This window comes from Pseudomonas sp. LBUM1660 (assembly GCF_059695935.1).
In genome coordinates this window covers 4,186,233-4,204,431 of sequence record NZ_CP166795.1, presented here as the reverse complement: position 1 = coordinate 4,204,431, position 18,199 = coordinate 4,186,233, and the positions used below count along the sequence as shown (strand labels likewise).

Below are 18,199 nucleotides of genomic sequence, written 5' to 3'. Positions count from 1 at the left end.
TTTTTGTATCACTGACGAAACGCATTGCCCCTTGTGGGAGCGAGCCTGCTCGCGATAGCGTCGGCACACATAGCATCAATGTGACTGACAGGCCGCTATCGCGAGCAGGCTCGCTCCTGCAGGGGAATTGTGTTGTCCTTTAGAGCGGTTTACTCGCCGTGATAGATGCAGCCGCTGGTGCACGTCTCGTGGATACGGATCGCGCTGAGTTCCGGCAGCAGGGGCTTGAGTTCCTTCCAGATGAACTTGGCCAGCACTTCGCTGGTCGGGTTTTCCAGGCCGGGAATGTCGTTCAGGTAGTTGTGGTCGAGGCGCTCGTAGAGCGGCTTGAAGATCGCCTTGATTTCCGAGAAGTCGCGGATCCAGCCAGTGTGCGGATCGAGGTCGCCGCTCAAGTGAATCGCCACTTTGAACGAGTGACCGTGCAAGCGGCCGCATTTATGGCCTTCCGGTACGTGAGGCAGGCGGTGGGCGGATTCGAACGTAAACTCTTTGAAGATTTCCACAGTGGTTTTCAGCTCTGTCAGGTGGCGATCGCCGTGGCGATGTGGGCAGGCGGCGAGTTTACCAGAGCGCTGGGCAAAACACTGACTAAAGGGTCAGCAAGCGCTCGCCGAAGCGACCATTGGCGGCCAGTTCGAGGAACTCGTCGCCCAGGCGACGGCTTTCGTCCATCGTTGTACGCCAGTATTTCTGCCGGCTCGCGGCATCGCCCATGAAGCGCTTGAAGTCCTTGCGGTCCGGAAGCTTGCCGTAGGGCAGGCGCGCCAGGTAGTCCTTCGACGGCGCCAGCAGCAGAACATCCTGCAACCGCGCCGGGCAGGCTCGGCGCCACGGCAGGGTCTTGTCGAACCAGCCGGGAATGACCCGGTCGGTGAAATGCGGATAGAGCACGATGTCGTTGCCGCTGTAGGGCAGGTCGAGGTGATAGTCCAGCAGGCCGCCATCGCGAAACGTCCCCGCACCTGCGCCCGGCAGGTCACGCACGCCTTCCATCACCATCGGGATCGAGCCCGACGCGAGCAGGGCCTGACGCAGGTTGCCGGCATTCAGCGCGACGAAGCGCGACGGGAAATCGTTGAGTGCATGGACCGGCGGCGCCAGGCGCGGGTCGTGGATGATCAGCCGTTCGAAGTGCCGCGACAGTCGCGCGCGACCACGCAGGTTGTCGGCGATCACCGACGACAAACCCAGCCCGAGACGGCCGCGATGATCGTCCGCGAGCAGGCCGTGGCTTTTGACCACCATGATGTTCAGGCGGTAATGGGCGTTGTTCAGAATCGACGCATCGCGACCGTCGAGCAGTTCATCGAGCATGCGCCGGGAGCTCTGGCTGATTTGCGCCATGGTCACGCCCTTGTCGAAATTCTGCTCGGTGTACAGCTGGCCGAGGCGCCGAATACCTTCGGCGGCGTCCGGCAGACAGGCGCTGGCGAAGCGCCAGGAACCCACCGACGCACCGATCAGCGAACGCTCGCGCGGTGCGGCCGGCAGCCATTCGCCAAACAACGCCAGGTCCAGACCTTGAATCCCCAACGCCTTTGGCCCACCGGCAGCACCCGGCAACGTGCCGACATCGGCGGCGCTCAACCCGTTTTCACGGATGCGCGCCAAGGCACGCGGGCCGGCCTTGAGGGTCAGGGAAGGGAACTTAATGTGGATGGCGGTCATACCGGTCTCGATGTCGGGCAAGCGGATGGGATTATAAACAGGTCGGGCAACACCACAAATTCACACTGTGGGAGTGAGCCTGCTCGCGATGGCGTCGTGTCAGTCGGCATCACTGTTGAATGTCAATCCGCCATCGCGAGCAGGCTCACTCCCACAGGGTTTGTGTTGATCAGTGATGCCTCGTTGTCATGACCAATGATGGCAATTCAGTTTCAGTTAAGTTCAGCCCGCTAAGGTGCTCCCCGTAGGCAACACATAAAAAATACGGAGACACCCCATGAAAACCCTGACTGCCCTGTTCACCGCGTCCATCCTCACCTTGACCGCCAGCTTCGCCCACGCTCGTGACTTGGGCCCCGACGAAGCCCTTCGGCTGCGCGACGCTGGTACCATTGTGTCTTTCGAGAAGCTCAACGCCACCGCTCTGGAAAAACATCCCGGTGCCAAAATCACCGAAACCGAGCTGGAAGAAGAGTACGGCAAGTACATCTATCAGGTTGAGCTGCGCGACCCACAAGGCATTGAGTGGGACCTGGAATTAGACGCTGTCAGCGGGCAGGTTCTCAAGGATCATCAGGATACGTAATGAAGGTGTGTTCATTTTCACGCAGGGCGCTGGTGCTGCTGGCGTTCTGCTCGGTCGTCATGGCCCGCGACCTCGATCAGGACGAAGCCCTGCGCTTGCGCCAGCAAGGCGTGATTCTGCCGCTTGAACAGCTCTTGCAGCAGGCGCTAGACCTGTATCCCGGGTCCAAACTGCTGGAAGCCGAGCTTGAAGAGAAACATGACGTCTACATTTATGAAGTCGAGCTGCTGACCACCGAAGGGGTGGTCCGTGAACTGGACATCGAAGCCGCCACTGGCCGTTTACTGAAAGACAAGGAAGATTGATCGATGCGTTTGCTTCTGGTGGAAGACCACGTGCCGCTGGCCGACGAATTGATGGCCGGCCTCAACCGGCAGGGGTATGCCGTGGACTGGCTGGCCGATGGCCGCGACGCGGTGTATCAGGGCAGCAGCGAGCCGTATGACCTGATCATCCTCGACCTCGGCCTGCCGGGGTTGCCGGGCCTTGAGGTGTTGGCGCAATGGCGGGCCGGTGGTCTGGCGACGCCGGTGCTGATCCTCACGGCACGCGGTTCCTGGGCCGAGCGCATCGAAGGCCTCAAGGCCGGTGCCGACGATTACCTGACCAAACCGTTCCACCCCGAAGAGCTTCACCTGCGGGTTCAGGCGTTGTTGCGCCGCTCACACGGCCAGGCCAACCAGCCGACGCTCAAGGCGGCGGGGCTGCACCTGGATGAAGGTCGTCAGTGCGTGACTCGCGACGGTGCCGACATCCAGCTGACGGCCGCCGAGTTTCGCCTGCTGCGCTATTTCATGCTGCACCCCGAGCAGATCCTTTCCAAAAGCCACCTTGCCGAACACCTCTACGACGGTGAAACCGAGCGCGACTCCAATGTGCTCGAAGTTCACGTCAACCACCTGCGGCGCAAGCTCGGGCGCAGCGTGATCGAAACCCGTCGCGGCCAGGGTTACCTGTTCGGCGGACAAGCCCAGTGAGGTCGATCCAGCGCCGCTTGAGTCTGGGGCTGATCAGCGTGATGGTGGTCGTCGGTCTGGTGCTGGCGCAAACCAGTCTGTGGTTGTTCGAAATGGGGCTGCAGCGCTACCTCGAAGCGGGGTTACGTAACGACAGCGAAGACTTGCTGGTGGCGCTGGTGCGCGGACCGCAAGGCTTGCAGCTGGATGAGCGGCATTTGTCGCCGGCCTATCAGCGCCCGTTTTCCGGGCATTACTTCCGCATCGATTTTGCCGACAGTCACTGGCGTTCCCGTTCGCTGTGGGATCAGGAGCTGCCGCGTCTTGACCATCCGGGCCTGCACAGCAATTTGCAGCTAGGGCCGGAAGGCCAGCAATTGCTGGTGCTGCGTTCGGATTATCGGCGGCTCGGCCAGTCGATTTCGATCAGTGTGGCGCAAGACTATACGCCGGTGCGCGCGAGCTTCCGGCGCATGCAACAGGTCGGCCTGGGCCTCGGGCTGGCGGGGTTGCTGCTGATTCTGCTACTGCAACGGATCACCGTGCGCCGCGCCTTGCGTCCCCTGGAAAAAGCCCGCGAGCAAATCGCCCAGTTGCAACAGGGCCAGCGTTCGCAACTCGACGACCAGGTGCCGGTGGAACTGGAGCCGCTGGTGGCGCAGATCAACCATCTGCTGGCTCACACCGAAGACAGCCTCAAGCGTTCGCGCAACGCCTTGGGCAACCTTGGGCACGCGCTGAAAACGCCGTTGGCCGTGTTGCTGAGCGTGGCTTCCAGCGAGAAGTTCGACGCTCATCCCGAGCTGCGCAAGCTCCTCAAAGCGCAGCTTGAGCAAGTGCAGCAGCGACTCAATCGCGAACTCAATCGCGCCCGCTTGTCCGGTGATGCGCTGCCGGGGGCGTTGTTTGATTGCGATGGGGAACTGCCGGGGTTGTTGGCGACGTTGAACATGATTCACGGCGAGCACCTGGACCTGAGCTATCGCGTACCGACCGGTTTGCAGCTGCCGTGGGATCGCGAGGATTTGCTCGAACTGCTGGGTAATCTCTTGGATAACGCCTGCAAATGGGCGGATGCCGAGGTTCGCTTGAGCGTGGTCGAGACGGCTGAGGGGTTTGAGTTAAGCGTGGAAGATGATGGGCCGGGGATTCCTGAAGACCAGCGTGCCGAGGTGTTCAGCCGGGGGACACGGCTGGATGAACAGACGGATGGGCACGGGTTGGGGTTGGGGATTGTGCGCGACATCGTCGACACGTGGGGCGGGGTGATGAGGTTGGAGGAAAGCGAGTGGGGCGGCTTGAAAGTGCTAATCAAACTGCCCAAACGCTGAGTATCCCTGTAGGAGTGAGCCCGCTCGCGAAAGCGGGGTATCAGTCGACATCTCTGTTGCCTGACACACCGCTATCGTCGGATCGCCGCCCGGAGCCGGCGCACTCCCACATTTTGATCTTCAGTGGCCGCGATAACTGCGTTAAACGCGAAACTGATCCATCAAACTCTGCTGCTGATTCGCCAGGCTATTAAGCGACTGACTCACCCGCGCCGATTCATTCGCCTGTCCCGACAGCGACTCCGTCACATCGCGAATCGTCGCCACGTTGCTGTTGATCTCCTCGGCCACCGCGCTCTGCTCTTCGGCCGCAGAGGCAATTTGCAGGTTCATGTCGCTGATCACCGTCACCGCCTCACCAATCTGGCGCAGCGCCGTCACCGCTTGGCCCACTTGCTCGACGCTGCCTTGCGCCTGGCGATGGCTGTTGTTCATCGAGCCGACCACGTCCTGCGTGCCGCTCTGTAACTGCTCGATCACCAAACGGGTTTCTTCAACCGACTCCTGGGTACGTCGAGCCAAGTTGCGCACCTCATCGGCGACCACGGCAAAACCACGGCCGGCTTCACCGGCACGGGCCGCTTCGATCGCGGCGTTGAGGGCCAGCAGGTTGGTCTGCTCGGCGATGGCGCGAATCACTTCCAGTACCGAACCGATTTTCTCGCTGTTGGCCGCGAGGCCTTCCACTTGCACCATGGCGGCGCTCATGTCGGCGGCGAGGTTGTCGATGCTGGTGGTGGTCTGGCCGATGACGGTCAGGCCCCGGCGAGTCGCTTGATCGGCATCCTTCGCCGCCTGGGCGGCTTGTGCGGCACTGCGGGCGACGTCCTGGGCGGTGGCGCTCATTTCGTGGGATGCGGTGGCGACCTGATCGACCTGACGGTATTGCTGCTCCATGCCGGCGCTGGTCTGCGTGGCGATGGCGGAAGACTGGTCCGCGGTGCTACGGGCGTCCTGCACCGAGCGTTTTACTTCGGCGATGATCGGTTGCAGCTTGTCGAGGAAGCGGTTAAACCAGCCGGCCAACTGGCCGAGTTCATCCTGCTTGTCGTAAGCCAGGCGCCGGGTCAGGTCGCCTTCGCCGCTGGCGATGTCTTCAAGCATGCGCGCCACGCCGAGGATCGGTTTGGTCACGCTGTGCGCCATCAGCCACACCAGCAGCAAGCCCAGCAGCGCGGCCAGTACACCGAGGCCGAGTTCAACCAGGGTGCCGCTTCTGTTGCTGTCATCGAGTTGATTTTTCAGGGTTTCGGCGGGGCCGACCAGGACTTTTTCCGGCACGTCGAGCAACACGCCCCAGGATTTTCCACCGGGAATCGGCTGGAACGGCGACAGCACTTTCAGTTGCTGGTTGCTGTGCAGGCTTTCGGTTTTGCTGCTGGTGGCGAGCATGCGAATCAGCTCGGCACCGTTGGTCTTGTCCACGGCGTCCAGCCGCTGGCTGAGTTTGCTGGCATCCGCGCTGTAACCGGCAAGCAAGCCGACCGGGCTGATGATGCTAACGCGGGTCTGGCCGTCGTAGAGCTTTTTGCTTGCGCCCTGACTCATGGCCTGCAAGCTGTTGAGGTTGATGTCCACCGACAGCGACGCGATGACTTTGCCGTTGACCATCAGCGGGAACACGATGCTGGTCATCAGCACGTTCTGGCCGTCGATCACATAGAAATACGGTTCGATCACGCACGGCTTGAGCGTAGTGCGCGGGCAAGTGAACCAGGCGTTGGCCGGCTCGCCGCTGGGACCGGCGTTAGTGTCGGCCATGTCGCTTTCCGGCAGTGCCATGGAGGTCACTTTCCCCGGCGTCGGTTGCGACCAGTACAGGGCAAAGCGACCCTTGTCGTTACTGCCCAACTCGGCCTGGCCGGCGAACAGATCATCCTTGCCGTCCAGCGCATTGGCTTCGAACACCAGGGACAGGCCGAGCAATTCCGGATTGGCTTGCAGCGCCGACTTGACTTGGCGGGTCAGGTCTTCACGCAGGTCGAAGGCGTCCAGAAAGCGCTTTTCCGCCTGATCGCGCAGGAACAGCACTTGGCGCGAAAAGCCATGGCCGTATTGATAGGCGTCCATGAACTGCTGACGAATCACCAGCGCCTGGTTTTCACCCTGGGATTCGATCCGGGCCTGAGCGGCTTCGGTGAGCATCTCCATGCTCGAGGCTTTCACCATCTCGGAGCTGTGCTCCATGCGATACAGCGAAAGACCCACCAGCAGGGTCACGATGCCTGCCAGGCAAAGCCCGGCCAGCAGGGTGATCTTCCATTGGATGGAAAGTTGTCTGAGCAACATGGAGGGACGTCCTTATTCGATATTTATCTGAGACTCTGCACTGTAACGGCCGTCATTCGGCTTTCTTTATGCCATCGGACAAATGGGCACTAGTGGCGAGGGAGCTTGCTCCCGCTGGGGTGCGAAGCGCCCCCAAAACCTGAGATAACGGTTTGTCAGATGCACCGCATAGGCTCAATTGCGACTGCTGCGCAGTAGAGCGGGAGCAAGCTCCCTCGCCACAGGTCACCCTAAGTTGTTACACATCGTCACCGACCACGCGCTTTGACACCGGGCCGACTCTGCGGCACAGTGCGCGCCCTCTAATAAAACCCATTCTTCAATCCGCTGGCGGCTCTTCGCAGACTGCCGGCTGAGCTCATTTCGCTTGGCTTGAGGTAACGATGATTAATGCTGTAATAGCCGCGGTCGGCGTCATGCTGGTCCTCAGCCTGTCCCGCGTGCACGTAGTGATCGCGCTGATTGTCGGCGCCCTGGTGGGTGGCCTGACCGGTGGCCTGGGCATCGACGCCACCCTGAAAGCCTTTAATAGCGGCCTCGGCGGCGGGGCGACGGTCGCGTTGTCCTACGCTTTGCTCGGCGCGTTCGCCGTGGCGATTGCCAAGTCCGGCCTGGCCCATGCCCTGGCGGACAAAGCCCTGCTGATGGTGGATCGCCAACACGCCAGCGGTGGCGGTCAGGTCAAGTGGCTGCTGATCGGCTTGCTGTGGGTGGTGGCCATCGCTTCGCAGAACATTCTGCCGATACATATCGCATTTATTCCGCTGCTGGTGCCGCCGCTTTTATATGTGCTGACCAAGCTGCAACTGGATCGCCGCTTGATCGCCTGCGTCATGACCTTCGGCCTGATCACGCCGTATATGTTCCTGCCGGTGGGCTTCGGCAATATCTTCCTGAATGAAATCCTGCTGGCCAACGTTGCGCGCAGCGGCGTCGACATCAGCGGCATCAACGTCACCCATGCCATGGGCATTCCGGCGTTGGGCATGGTCGTGGGCCTTGCGGTAGCGTTTATCAGCTACCGCAAGAAACGCGTTTACGACCTGGAAAAGATCGAGAAGGTGGAGCAAGTCGCGGTGGCGTACAACCCGCTGAGCCTGATGGTCGCCGGTGTGGCCATTGCGGCGGCGTTCATCATTCAGCTGCTGCTTGACTCGATGATCATTGGTGCGCTGGCGGGGTTCCTGATCTTTTCGGTGTCGGGCATCGTGAAGTGGCGCGACACCGATGACCTGTTCACCGAAGGCATGAAGATGATGGCGATGATCGGCTTCATCATGATCGCCGCCTCGGGTTTCGCCGAAGTGATGAAAGCCACCGGCCAGGTGCAAACGCTGGTGGAAGCGTCGGCCTCGTGGATCGGGCACAGCAAAGGGGTCGGCGCGCTGTTGATGTTGCTGGTCGGCCTGCTGGTGACCATGGGCATCGGTTCGTCGTTTTCCACCGTGCCGATTCTGGCGGCGATTTTCGTGCCTTTGTGCGTGCAACTGGGTTTCAGCCCGATCGCGATCGTGTGCATCGTCGGCACGGCCGGTGCGTTGGGTGACGCCGGTTCGCCGGCCTCTGATTCGACGCTGGGCCCGACTTCTGGTCTGAACATTGATGGCCAGCATCACCACATCTGGGACACCGTGGTCCCGACATTCCTGCATTACAACCTGCCGCTGCTGGCGTTCGGCTGGGTCGCGGCGATGGTCCTCTAAAAACACCTATCCCCCCTGTGGGAGTGAAGCCTGCTCGCGATTGCGCCGTGTCAGTTATAAAAAGGTCGACTGGCACACCGCAATCGCGAGCAGGCTCACTCCCACAGGGGGACTCTGCGTCCCGGCAATTCAACTTTTGGTTCGGCGTGCCGTTAAAGCCTTTAACCACGCCAACAAAATCAAAAGAGTGAACCGTCATGCGCATGAGCCTGAAGGCTAAAGTCCTGTCCCTTGCCGTCCTCCCGGTGTTGCTCTTTGCGCTGGTCATCAGCCTGACCACGCTGTTCATTCTGCAGGAACAGGCGCGCAAGGAAGTCGAGGAAACCCGCCAGCGCCTGCTCAGCGATGCCAAGGCCACCCTGCAAAGCTACGTGGCCGTGGCCATGACCACGATCAAACCGCTTTACGACGCGGCGGCCCCTGGCGATGACGCGGCGCGGGCGCAGGTGATCAAGCTGTTGTCGAGCATCACCTACGGCAAGGACGGCTACTTCTTCGGCTACGACTCCAACACTGTGCGCCTGTTCAAGGCCAACAGCCCGGACGGCGTGGGCCAGAGTTTCAAGGACAACCGCGATCCGAATGGCGTCTACGTCAACCGAGACCTGGTGAAAGTCGCCAAGGACGGCACCCACTACCTGCAATACAGCTCGCCGCTGCCCGGCAACACTCAAGTGCTGGTGCCGAAACTCGGCTACACCGAATACCTGTCGAAGTGGGACATGGCGGTCGGTACGTCGGTGAACCTCGACGGTATCGAAGCACAAGTTGCGCTGGTCCAGGCCAAGGTGCAGGAGCGGATGGAAGGCGTGGTGCTGACCATCGCCGGTATCGCGGTGGTGATGCTGCTGGTGATCGCGGCGATCGGGATGCTGCTGGCCAATACCATTCTGCGTCCGCTGAACCTGATGAAAGCCAACCTCGATGACATCGCGGCGGGCGAGGGCGACCTGACCCGTCGCCTGACCATCACCAGCCAGGACGAACTCGGCGAACTGGCCGGCTCGTTCAACCGCTTCGTCGACAAGATCCACAGCCTGGTGCGCCAGATCACCGAAATGACCTCGCAACTGACCGGCCTGGTGAATCAGGTCTCCGATCAGGCCCAGCGCTCGGATCAGGCGATGGAGCGTCAGCGTCACGAAACCGATCAGGTCGCCACGGCGATCAATGAAATGTCGGCGGCGGCCCAGGAAGTAGCGAAAAGCGCGCAAAACGCGGCGGTGGCTGCCCAGCAAACCGACGAAGAAGGCCAGGCCGCCAAGCGCGTGGTAGCCGGCAGCATTGTGAAGATTCATGCGTTGGTGGACGACATTCGCAGCAGCGGCGTGTCCCTCGACAGCCTGCAAAAGGATGTGTCGTCGATTGTCAGCGTGCTCGGGGTGATTCGTTCGATTGCCGAACAGACCAACCTGTTGGCGCTGAACGCTGCCATTGAAGCGGCGCGTGCCGGTGAAGCGGGTCGTGGTTTTGCGGTGGTGGCCGACGAAGTGCGGGCGCTGGCCAGTCGCACGCAGATCAGCACCCAGGAAATCCAGGGCATGATCGATCGCTTGCAGGCCGGGACCCAATCGGCAGTGGAAGCGATGCGTCGCTCCAGCGAAGCGGGTGACGGCACCTCGGCCCAGGCCAATGAGGCCGGCGCATCGCTGGACACCATGGCCCAGCTGATCGGCACCATCAACTCGATGAACGCGCAAATCGCCAGTGCGGCTGAAGAGCAAACCGCCGTGGCCGAAGAGATCAACCGCAGCGTGCATCAAATCGCCGTGGCGGTGGACAACGTCGCCGACGAAACCCAACTCGGTGCCCAAACCTCGCGCAGCCTGGCTGATCTTGGTCAGCGCCTGGGCAAACTGGTCGGCCAGTTCCGCATCTGACAGCGTCTACCCAACTGTAGGAGCCAGGCTTGCCGGCGAAGGCGTTCTTGAGGGCGCCTTCGCCGGCAAGCCTGGCTCCTACAGGAAACAATTCGTATACGTGACACACCGCTTTCGCGAGCAGGCTCGCTCCCACAAGGTTATGTGGAGTCAGGGCCTGTCCCAGTAAGGCACCGTTCCAAAGCATTCAACGAAGAAATCAATCACCGTGCGCACCTTTACCGACAACCGTCGGCTGCCAGGCCACAGCACCGCAATCTGCTGCGGCTCAAGGCTGTTGGACACCTGATACTCCCCCAGCACCGGCACCAGCGTGCCGTTGCGCACCGCCTCACCAATCAACCACGACGGAAACATCACCAGCCCCAGGCCCTGTTCGGCGGCTTGCGTGAGCGTGTCGGCGTGGTTGCCGGTGATCGGCCCTTTCACGGAGTAGGGCGTCCAGTCCTGCGGTTCTTTGCGGAAGAACCAGCGCTGCTGGCCGGTCACGCCCTTGTAGGCCAGGCATTGATGCGCCGCCAGTTCTTCAGGGTGTTGCGGCGTGCCATGACGTTTGAGGTAGGCCGGGCTGGCCGCGACTTGAAAGCGATGGGGCGCCAGGATCCGCGCCTGCATGCTCGAATCGTGCAGCGGGCCGATGCGAAACAGCAAATCGGCGCCTTCCTGTAACGGGTCGACGTAGCTGTCGGTTTGCTGGATATCCAGTTGCAGTTTCGGATAGCGCTCGCACAACTGACCGAGCCACGGCGTCAGATGCCGTTGCCCGAAGACCACCGGCGCGTTGATCCGCACCAGTCCGCTGGGTTCGCTTTGCTGTTCCTGCAAGGCCTGTTCGGCTTCCTCCAGTTGCACCAGCACCAGCCGCGCATGATGACCGAGCATGCGTCCTGCTTCGGTGGGCGTGACGGCGCGCGTGTGGCGATAGAGCAATTGCTGGTTCAAGGCCTGTTCCATCAGCTGGATCTGCCGGGAAATCGACGAGGGCGCCAGGCCCTCGCGGCGGGCGACTTCGGAGAAGCTGCCATGGTCGAGCACCGCGACAAACAGCCGAAGTGATTTGAATCCGAGCTCGTTGAGGCCATGCATGATCGATCCTGTTGTGCGAGTTGCGCAAAAGTGTTGTGGTGATGCTCCCATTTATCGCAAAGGATCGCCAGCCGATAATGCACGCCACAACGGCCCCCATGTAGGAGCGAAGCTTGCTCGTGAAGGCGGCGTGTCAGACGCCGAAAATGTCGACTGATACGACGCCTTCGCGAGCAAGCTTCGCTCCTACGGGGGCCGTATTCATCTGAAGGGCGGGTTTTCCTTATGCAATCTTCTTCAATCGACATCGCTGCAGCGCCAGCGGCAAAACCAGGGCTGCGGCTGTTGCTGCTGCCTCTGGTGATCCTCGCCGGCATGGGCCTTTCCGTGGAGGCCGGTTTGCTGGGGCCGCTCGGGGTTCAGGTCGGACACTTATGGGCGACGTTGAGCATCTTCGGCGTCGGCTCGGCGATTCTGTTTTTGCTGTTGTTGTTCAGCGGCAAGCAACAAGGTCCGGCGTTGAACACCTTGCCGCGCTGGCAACTGATCGGCGGATTCCTCGGGCCGATCTACGTGGTGGTGCTGACCCTGGCCACGCCGCACATCGGTATCGCGATGACGATGATCGCGATCCTCTCCGGGCAAGTTGGCAAAAGCGTGTTGATCGACCACTTTGGCTGGTTTGGCGCCACCCGCAAAAAGGTCAATGGCGAACGTTGGCTGGCGTTGCTGCTGATTGTCGCGGCACTTGTTCTGATTGCTCGGGGTTGATGATGAATCTGATTATTTTGTTGGCCGTGGTCGTGGCCGCCGGTGCGGTGTTGAGTATCCAGGCGGCGATCAACGGGCGTCTGGGGGAAACCGTCGGCGTGTTGCGCAGCAGTTTGTTGACCTTCGCCGTGGGCGCGGTGGTCACCGGGTTGCTGATCCTGTTTTTCGAACCGGCCCATGCCGTGAGCCTGCTGGACGTGCCGAAATGGCAACTCAGCGGTGCGTTGTTCGGCGTGGTCTACATGATGGTCATGGTCGGCGCGGTGCCGCGGGTCGGCACGGCGGTGGCAACTGTGGCAGTGATCGTAGGGCAGTTGGGCATGGGGATGCTGATCGACAACTTCGGCTGGTTGGGTAACCCGGCGATCGAGTTGTCCAGCAGCCGGATGCTGGCGATGGTGTGCCTGGCGTTGGCGTTGCTGTTCATGTATCGCAGCAGCACCCGAAGCGAGTAACCCCGATTTTTACTCATGTCGAACATTTATCTGTAGCAGCTGCCGAGCCTGCGAGGCTGCGTCCGAGGACGGAGTCCTCGTAAATCCTGTGCACGCGGTTTGCCTGAAACACCGCGGTGCCTGATTTTACGACTGCTTCGCAGCCGAACGCAGCCTCACGAGTTCGGCAGCTGCAACAGGGGCTCCTACACTGATCAGTGAGGTGCGCATTTGCCGCACGCGACGACCACACCCATGGAGTCAGACTCATGATCGACAGTGAAAGTACCTGCGACTGCCCCAAATGCTCCTGCAAACTGGGCGAGCACCCGATAGCGCGTCACGGCAAACACTATTGCTGCGAAGCGTGCGCCAAGCACCACGAACATGGCGAGGAGTGTGCGAGCAAGGGCTGCAAGTGCGCACACGCCAAATAGCTCATCAACACGAAGTGGAGCCACTCGGGCTCCACTTTTAATGTTGGGTGACTTCCCCCTGTGATGCTCAACCCGCCGGTCGCCACGTCACATTTTCGATGCCGAATTTTTCCGCTAGTGGCTTGCTGGTTTTTTGCACCTTCTCTCGGCCAAAGCGCGGGATTCGTCCGACCCCCGCGTCACAACTGGCCCAGTGCCAAGCCTCCGCGTTGTCCATTTTGTCCAGGCGGATAATGAAAGACTTTGGCGCGCCATGAAGGGTGTATTCAATGACGAAAAGTTTTGCGTTGTTCATAAAGCCCGTATTCCTCCCTGTGGTAATACAAGGATCGTTTGGGTAACGGAAAATTCATTCCGATTGTCAGACGGCGGCCGCCAGTAGCGACAAGGTGAGTGGCCCGTTACCATGCAAGACCTGAAAACCCCAATGATCATTGCCCATGGCCCTTGCCGCCCCGCCAGACCTGAGTGACACCGATGTGCCTGTGCAACCGCTGGCGCGCACTTACCCGCGCGGCTTGTACATCGAGCCCCACGAGCACGACTGGGGCCAATTGCTGTACGCGATGAGCGGGGTCATGTGGGTCGAAACGCCCCATGAGGCGTTGGTGGTGCCGCCGCAACGGGCGGTGTGGCTGCCGCCGGGCGTGCCGCATGGCATCCGCGTGGTCTCGGACCTGCAGATGCGCAACATCTACCTGCGGCCCTCATTGGCGGCTACGCTGGATGACAGTGTTCAGGTGATTGAAGTCGGCGGGCTGCTGCGAGAGCTGATCGTCGGGCTGGTGGAGCAGGGCGATGATGGCGCGCCCGAGTATTACGAAGCGCTGGTTGGCCTGGCGCTGTTGGAGCTTAGGCGAGCCAGGCGTTCGCTGTTGAAAATCCCGTTGCCGGATGATTCCGATCGGCGGCTGATGCACCTGTGTCAGGCCGTCATGGCCGCGCCCTCGCTGGACGTTCCCTTCGAGCAGCACGCTGAAAATGCCGGTGCCAGCGTGCGCACCCTGGCGCGGCTGTTCAAGGAAGGCTTGGGCATGGGCTTCGCCGAATGGCGTCGGCAGGTGCAACTGGCGACCGCCGCGGCGGAGTTGATTCAGGGCGTGCCGGTCAGTGCGATTGCCCGGGAGTTGGGCTATTCGCCGAGCAGTTTCAGCGACATGTTCCGCCGGGAACTGGGTGTCGCGCCTTCGCAGTTCTGCGCGAGCCAACCCCCCGTCCAGCCATGACGCAGATCTGTAGCAGAGCGAAAACCTTGTAGGAGTGAGCCTGCTCGCGATAGCGGTGTATCAGGCAGCACAAATGTCGACTGACACTCCGCTATCGCGAGCAGGCTCACTCCCACAGGGCTGCGCCGCTACACAAATGGCATTGCATCCGCCGCGCTTTGGCCGATATTCAGAAGCACTTGGCCGATGCACGCCGTCACCGCTCTCTAGACTTCAGGCATACCTTGTTTGCCCCCGGAGTCTGTCATGAGTTACCTCATCTCGCTGGTCATCGGTCTGGGCGTCGGCCTGCTCTACGGCGCACTGGATTTCCGTTCTCCCGCCCCACCGGCCATTGCCCTGGTGGGCCTGCTGGGCATGCTCGCCGGCGAAAAGTTGTGGCCCATGGGCCGGCAACTGGTGGCTGGCTGGGTCTCCTGAAATCCTTTCCTTTATGCGATGGAAACTCCCATGAAAGCACTGCAATTCGACCAGACCGGCGACCTCTCGGCCTTGCGTTATGTCGATGTTCCGACCCCCGTTCCCGGCGCTGATGAAGTGCTGGTCCAGATCAAGGCGGCCGGCCTCAACCCCAGCGATGTGAAGAACGTGCTGGGGCGTTTTCCCTACACCACCCTGCCGCGCATCCCCGGCCGGGATTTCGCCGGTGTGGTGGTTGAAGGGCCGCAGGCACTGATCGGTCAGGAGGTCTGGGGCACCGGTCGTGAACTGGGTTTTTTTGCCGACGGCTCCCATGCGCAATTTGTAAAACTGCCGGCCAATGGCGTGGCGCTCAAACCCACCCATCTGAGCTTCGCCCAGGCCGCCAGCCTCGGCGTGCCGTACACCACGGCGTGGGATGCGCTGGAACGCAGTCTGGTGACGGTCGGAACGCGGCTGTTGGTGATTGGTGGCGGGGCAGTCGGCAGTGCCGCGCTGGCGTTGGCCAAGGTGCGCGGCGCTCAAGTACTGGCGGCGGCGCGCCGGCCCGAGCAGGTCAAGGATCTGCAGGCGCAGGGGTATCCGACGCTGCAACTGGATAAACCGGACGACCTGGGGGCGCAGGTGCAGGCCGTGTATGCCGGCGGCGCCGACGTGATTTTCGACACCACCGGCTTCTGGCTACCGGCCTCGGTCCCGGCGCTCGCGGCGTTCGGCCGCATTGCGATCATCGCGGCGCCGGTAGACGGCATGGTGCACCTGCCGGCGCTGGCGTTGTATCGCAAGGGTGGTTCGGTGGTGGGGATCAATTCGTTGTTGTATGGCGTCCAGGCGTGTGCGGCGATGCTCGATCAGTTCGGCAAGTTCTTTGATCAGGGGTTGTTGCCGTTGCCGGAAGGGTTGTTTGAATCGCCATTGGCCGAAGGGTTGGAGCGGTATGAAGAAGTGAATCAAGGGGCTGGCGATAAGGTAATTTTGTTGCCGTAACCCCAATCAAAATGTGGGAGCGAGCCTGCTCGCGATGACGGAGTGTCAGTCGACATTTTAGTTGCCTGATACACCGCTATCGCGAGCAGGCTCGCTCCCACAGGGTCTTGTATTTTCAGATCAAACCTCGGGAACACCATTCTCCCACGCCGACCAATTGTTCAAGATCTCCTGCACCAAGGGATTCCCCGTCCGGTACAGGTTCTCCAGCGCCGGCACAAACCCGCCCTGATCCGCATACATGAGCAGGTTGTCCACTTCGCTCTGGCCCGGTGCCGGTCGATCAAAATCGGAGCCCGCGCGCACCACCGCCAGACGTTGCACATCCACCAAGCCCTCGCGACTCGCCCGCAGCAGTGCTTCGTAGGTGGAGTTGTCTTCCTGTTGCGTCGTGCAGTACTCGCCTTTGTCGTCGGTCAATAGCTTGGTCCAGACCTCGGCACGTTCACTCAAGCGCGTCCCGGAAAACCACGTGTTGCCCGCCAACGTATCGCACTGCGTCACCACCGGAGGCTGATTGGCCGGCGCCGAGGGGTACTTCAGGCGCCATGCCGCCGATTCCTTGCTCTCGCTCAGTTCCACTTTGTGCGTCAGGGCGAATGCCTTGGCCTGCAACTTCGGATTGAGCTCGAACACTTCGGTCTTGTAGTCCAGCGGCGGTTTTTGGTTCGGGTCTTGGGTGTTGATGCCGATGTAGCCGGTCGGCCAGTCTTTCGGTGCATCTCGCGAATCCAGTTCCCACTGGGTGCCGAACTCCACCAGGTAATGCGCCCACGCGGTGGTGCCGATGGTCCCGTGTTTCGGGCTGATGCCGGCAATCCCGGCGATCAGGAAGTAGCTTTTACGCAGGTCGAATTTCGGCGACAGGGCCAGGGCCAGTGTCGAAGCTGCGGCGTTGGTCTGGCCCATGCCGGTGACCATCAAGCACACCTGCGCCGCGTTGCAGCGAATGGTCGGGTACTCGGCGGACAGGCCCGGCACTCGGGTTTCCTGCTTGAGTTCAAGGCGATCGATCCAGTTCTGCGCCTCGGGGGCGAACATGGTGATCAGCATCACTCTCGGCTGGATCGGTGCTTCGCTTGCCCAGGCAGTGGAAGCGAGCAGGGCGGCACAGGCCAGGGAAATACGCGTCATTGCATTCATACAACCTCCAGGTTCAATCAAGCCTCAGAACTGATAACCGATGCCGGCGTAGTAACCCCAGCCATTGGAGCGAGCGCGGAAGTCACCGTCACCGAAATTCAACTCGCTGCCATCCTCCCAGTTGCCGCCGTTGTGGAAGTAACGGCCGACCAGGGTGAAGCGCAAGTGCGTGAACGAGTACAGCAACACATTAGTGGCGACGGTGGCGTTGGCGGTGCGGGCCGGGTTGTCCTTGTGCAGGTCCGAGCCGAAATCGAAGTTGGTAAAGCCAATGTAGGTCAGTGACGCGCCGTTGCTGAAGCTGCTGATCGGCACGATGTATTTGAGCTGGGCGCGATAGCCATCCCACGAGTATTCGTTGCTGGCGCCATAGTTTTCCCACTGATAACGCCCGTAGAAGTTCGCCGACAAGTTGACTCGCGAGTGGGTGTCGATGTCGGTGCCCAGGCCGCTGTACAGCGTATTGGCACGGTTGGCGCTGTTGCTGCCGTGGTCGTAGATCCAGTCGAACGCCACGTACCACTCTTTGAACGGCCCGATGGCCAGGCTGCGGCCGGCGAGGTAGTCGATGGAGATCCGCGGTTCGTGCTCCATGAACACCGGCGAGCCGTGGTCCCACACGCCTTTGTCGTGACTGTTGCCGATGTCGAAGATTTTCGGGATGTCGATGTAGCCGTACAACTCGAACGGCCCTTTGCGCCCGAAGTACTCGTACTCCAGGTAAATATCGTCGGCCGGTTGCGGGCCGAAACTGATGTCTTTGCCGCCGATGACGGTCAAATCCTGGTTGAACCAGTCCGACAGGTAGACGCCTTTTTTCGGCGGGCTGGCTTCGGGACTCAGGGTTTCGCCCTGGGCGGATTCTTCGGCGGGCGCGGGTTGCGCCAAAACGGTGCTGCTGAGTAGTCCTGTAACGCTGGCCAGCAGCAAGGAAACAGCAAGAGTGCGCGAGCAAGTCACGCGGCTGGACGTGCGGTGCATTAAAAGTCCCTTTTCGTGCGGATCAAAAGCCCGGTTCTTCGGGCTTGCGCGGTTATGTCGCGAAAACGTCTGCATCAGCGACACGCAAACGTTTGCACAAGAGATGCCAATTATTTCAATTCCATGAAAAATCGACGAAATCAGGTTTTTTATTGTCGGTTTGGTCAGCTACGCGGACTGACGCTCTGTAGCAGCTGCCGAGCAGCGCGAGGCTGCGTTCGGCTGCGTAGCAGTCGTAATCCTGAATGCACGGTTTGCCCGATGAATCACACATGCGGATTTTGCGACTGCTTCGCAGCCGAACGCAGCCTCGCGCTGCTCGGCAGCTGCTACAAGGCGTGTGGTGTTGCGCCTCAGA

The 18,199-nt window shown here is 61.0% G+C and carries 19 protein-coding genes; 12 read left to right on the top strand and 7 right to left on the bottom strand.

Features of this window, described 5'->3' with window-relative positions; all coding sequences use genetic code 11:
- Positions 1 to 149: 149 nt before the first annotated feature.
- Together queD and ACA068_RS19665 are read right to left on the bottom strand one after the other, a co-directional pair.
- Positions 150 to 506 (bottom strand): 6-carboxytetrahydropterin synthase QueD, encoded by a 357-nt coding sequence (gene queD / locus ACA068_RS19670; RefSeq protein ID WP_008152165.1) that lies wholly within the window; start codon positions 504 to 506, stop codon positions 150 to 152.
- An 85-nt stretch (positions 507 to 591) separates the two neighbouring features.
- On the bottom strand, positions 592 to 1,671 hold the full coding sequence (locus ACA068_RS19665) for a patatin-like phospholipase family protein (RefSeq protein ID WP_497304114.1): 1,080 nt from the start codon (positions 1,669 to 1,671) through the stop codon (positions 592 to 594).
- Between the two features lie 277 nt (positions 1,672 to 1,948).
- Between ACA068_RS19665 and ACA068_RS19660 the strand changes: the two genes are divergently transcribed.
- From ACA068_RS19660 to ACA068_RS19645, 4 genes are read left to right on the top strand one after another with little or no spacing between them, the layout of a single operon-like run.
- A complete protein-coding gene (locus tag ACA068_RS19660) occupies positions 1,949 to 2,257 on the top strand; it encodes a PepSY domain-containing protein (RefSeq protein ID WP_497304112.1) in 309 nt (102 codons plus the stop codon).
- Positions 2,257 to 2,562 (top strand): PepSY domain-containing protein, encoded by a 306-nt coding sequence (locus ACA068_RS19655; RefSeq protein ID WP_497304110.1) that lies wholly within the window; start codon positions 2,257 to 2,259, stop codon positions 2,560 to 2,562. Before ACA068_RS19660 ends, ACA068_RS19655 begins: the two co-directional genes overlap by 1 nt.
- 3 nt (positions 2,563 to 2,565) lie before the next feature.
- On the top strand, positions 2,566 to 3,234 hold the full coding sequence (locus tag ACA068_RS19650; protein ID WP_109633283.1) for a response regulator transcription factor: 669 nt from the start codon (positions 2,566 to 2,568) through the stop codon (positions 3,232 to 3,234).
- Positions 3,231 to 4,544: a sensor histidine kinase gene (locus tag ACA068_RS19645; RefSeq protein ID WP_497304108.1), complete on the top strand. Its 1,314-nt coding sequence runs from the start codon at positions 3,231 to 3,233 to the stop codon at positions 4,542 to 4,544. Before ACA068_RS19650 ends, ACA068_RS19645 begins: the two co-directional genes overlap by 4 nt.
- A gap of 141 nt (positions 4,545 to 4,685) precedes the next feature.
- Here the strand turns inward: ACA068_RS19645 and ACA068_RS19640 are convergent, their stop codons facing one another.
- Positions 4,686 to 6,833 carry a methyl-accepting chemotaxis protein gene (locus ACA068_RS19640; protein WP_497304107.1) on the bottom strand — a complete coding sequence of 716 codons (2,148 nt, stop codon included), beginning with the start codon at positions 6,831 to 6,833 and terminating at the stop codon, positions 4,686 to 4,688.
- Positions 6,834 to 7,219: 386 nt separating this feature from the next.
- Between ACA068_RS19640 and ACA068_RS19635 the strand changes: the two genes are divergently transcribed.
- Together ACA068_RS19635 and ctpM are read left to right on the top strand one after the other, a co-directional pair.
- Positions 7,220 to 8,536, top strand: coding sequence for a Na+/H+ antiporter family protein (locus ACA068_RS19635; RefSeq protein ID WP_497310630.1), 1,317 nt, complete (start codon positions 7,220 to 7,222; stop codon positions 8,534 to 8,536).
- Positions 8,537 to 8,733: 197 nt separating this feature from the next.
- Complete coding sequence (gene ctpM / locus ACA068_RS19630) at positions 8,734 to 10,416, top strand: methyl-accepting chemotaxis protein CtpM (protein ID WP_497304105.1); 1,683 nt, start codon at positions 8,734 to 8,736, stop codon at positions 10,414 to 10,416.
- Positions 10,417 to 10,566: 150 nt separating this feature from the next.
- Here ctpM and ACA068_RS19625 read toward each other — a convergent pair whose 3' ends face one another.
- Entirely contained in the window at positions 10,567 to 11,502 is a 936-nt protein-coding gene (locus tag ACA068_RS19625) for a LysR family transcriptional regulator (protein ID WP_497304104.1), read from the bottom strand.
- A 225-nt stretch (positions 11,503 to 11,727) separates the two neighbouring features.
- Here ACA068_RS19625 and ACA068_RS19620 point away from each other — a divergent pair, with 225 nt between their 5' ends.
- The 3 genes from ACA068_RS19620 (at position 11,728) to ACA068_RS19610 (ending at position 13,084) form a co-directional block, all read left to right on the top strand.
- Positions 11,728 to 12,213 carry a DMT family transporter gene (locus ACA068_RS19620; RefSeq protein WP_497304102.1) on the top strand — a complete coding sequence of 162 codons (486 nt, stop codon included), beginning with the start codon at positions 11,728 to 11,730 and terminating at the stop codon, positions 12,211 to 12,213.
- On the top strand, positions 12,213 to 12,668 hold the full coding sequence (locus ACA068_RS19615; protein WP_219096491.1) for a DMT family transporter: 456 nt from the start codon (positions 12,213 to 12,215) through the stop codon (positions 12,666 to 12,668). The genes ACA068_RS19620 and ACA068_RS19615 overlap by 1 nt, the downstream gene beginning before the upstream one ends.
- 248 nt (positions 12,669 to 12,916) lie before the next feature.
- Positions 12,917 to 13,084: a metallothionein gene (locus ACA068_RS19610; RefSeq protein WP_010458576.1), complete on the top strand. Its 168-nt coding sequence runs from the start codon at positions 12,917 to 12,919 to the stop codon at positions 13,082 to 13,084.
- Between the two features lie 67 nt (positions 13,085 to 13,151).
- Here the strand turns inward: ACA068_RS19610 and ACA068_RS19605 are convergent, their stop codons facing one another.
- Positions 13,152 to 13,379, bottom strand: a complete 228-nt coding sequence (locus ACA068_RS19605) for a DUF6555 family protein (protein WP_010458578.1) — start codon at positions 13,377 to 13,379, stop codon at positions 13,152 to 13,154.
- Between the two features lie 145 nt (positions 13,380 to 13,524).
- Here ACA068_RS19605 and ACA068_RS19600 point away from each other — a divergent pair, with 145 nt between their 5' ends.
- The 3 genes from ACA068_RS19600 (at position 13,525) to ACA068_RS19590 (ending at position 15,717) form a co-directional block, all read left to right on the top strand.
- Positions 13,525 to 14,310 carry an AraC family transcriptional regulator gene (locus ACA068_RS19600; protein WP_497304099.1) on the top strand — a complete coding sequence of 262 codons (786 nt, stop codon included), beginning with the start codon at positions 13,525 to 13,527 and terminating at the stop codon, positions 14,308 to 14,310.
- Between the two features lie 246 nt (positions 14,311 to 14,556).
- Positions 14,557 to 14,730: a DUF1427 family protein gene (locus ACA068_RS19595; RefSeq protein WP_010458583.1), complete on the top strand. Its 174-nt coding sequence runs from the start codon at positions 14,557 to 14,559 to the stop codon at positions 14,728 to 14,730.
- A 30-nt stretch (positions 14,731 to 14,760) separates the two neighbouring features.
- Positions 14,761 to 15,717, top strand: a complete 957-nt coding sequence (locus tag ACA068_RS19590; RefSeq protein ID WP_497304097.1) for a quinone oxidoreductase family protein — start codon at positions 14,761 to 14,763, stop codon at positions 15,715 to 15,717.
- A 120-nt stretch (positions 15,718 to 15,837) separates the two neighbouring features.
- On the opposite strand, the gene ACA068_RS19585 is transcribed toward ACA068_RS19590, so the two are convergent.
- Together ACA068_RS19585 and ACA068_RS19580 are read right to left on the bottom strand one after the other, a co-directional pair.
- On the bottom strand, positions 15,838 to 16,860 hold the full coding sequence (locus ACA068_RS19585; protein WP_497304095.1) for a purine-nucleoside phosphorylase: 1,023 nt from the start codon (positions 16,858 to 16,860) through the stop codon (positions 15,838 to 15,840).
- Positions 16,861 to 16,884: 24 nt separating this feature from the next.
- Positions 16,885 to 17,841, bottom strand: coding sequence for a nucleoside-specific channel-forming protein Tsx (locus ACA068_RS19580; RefSeq protein ID WP_497304093.1), 957 nt, complete (start codon positions 17,839 to 17,841; stop codon positions 16,885 to 16,887).
- Positions 17,842 to 18,199: the final 358 nt, after the last annotated feature.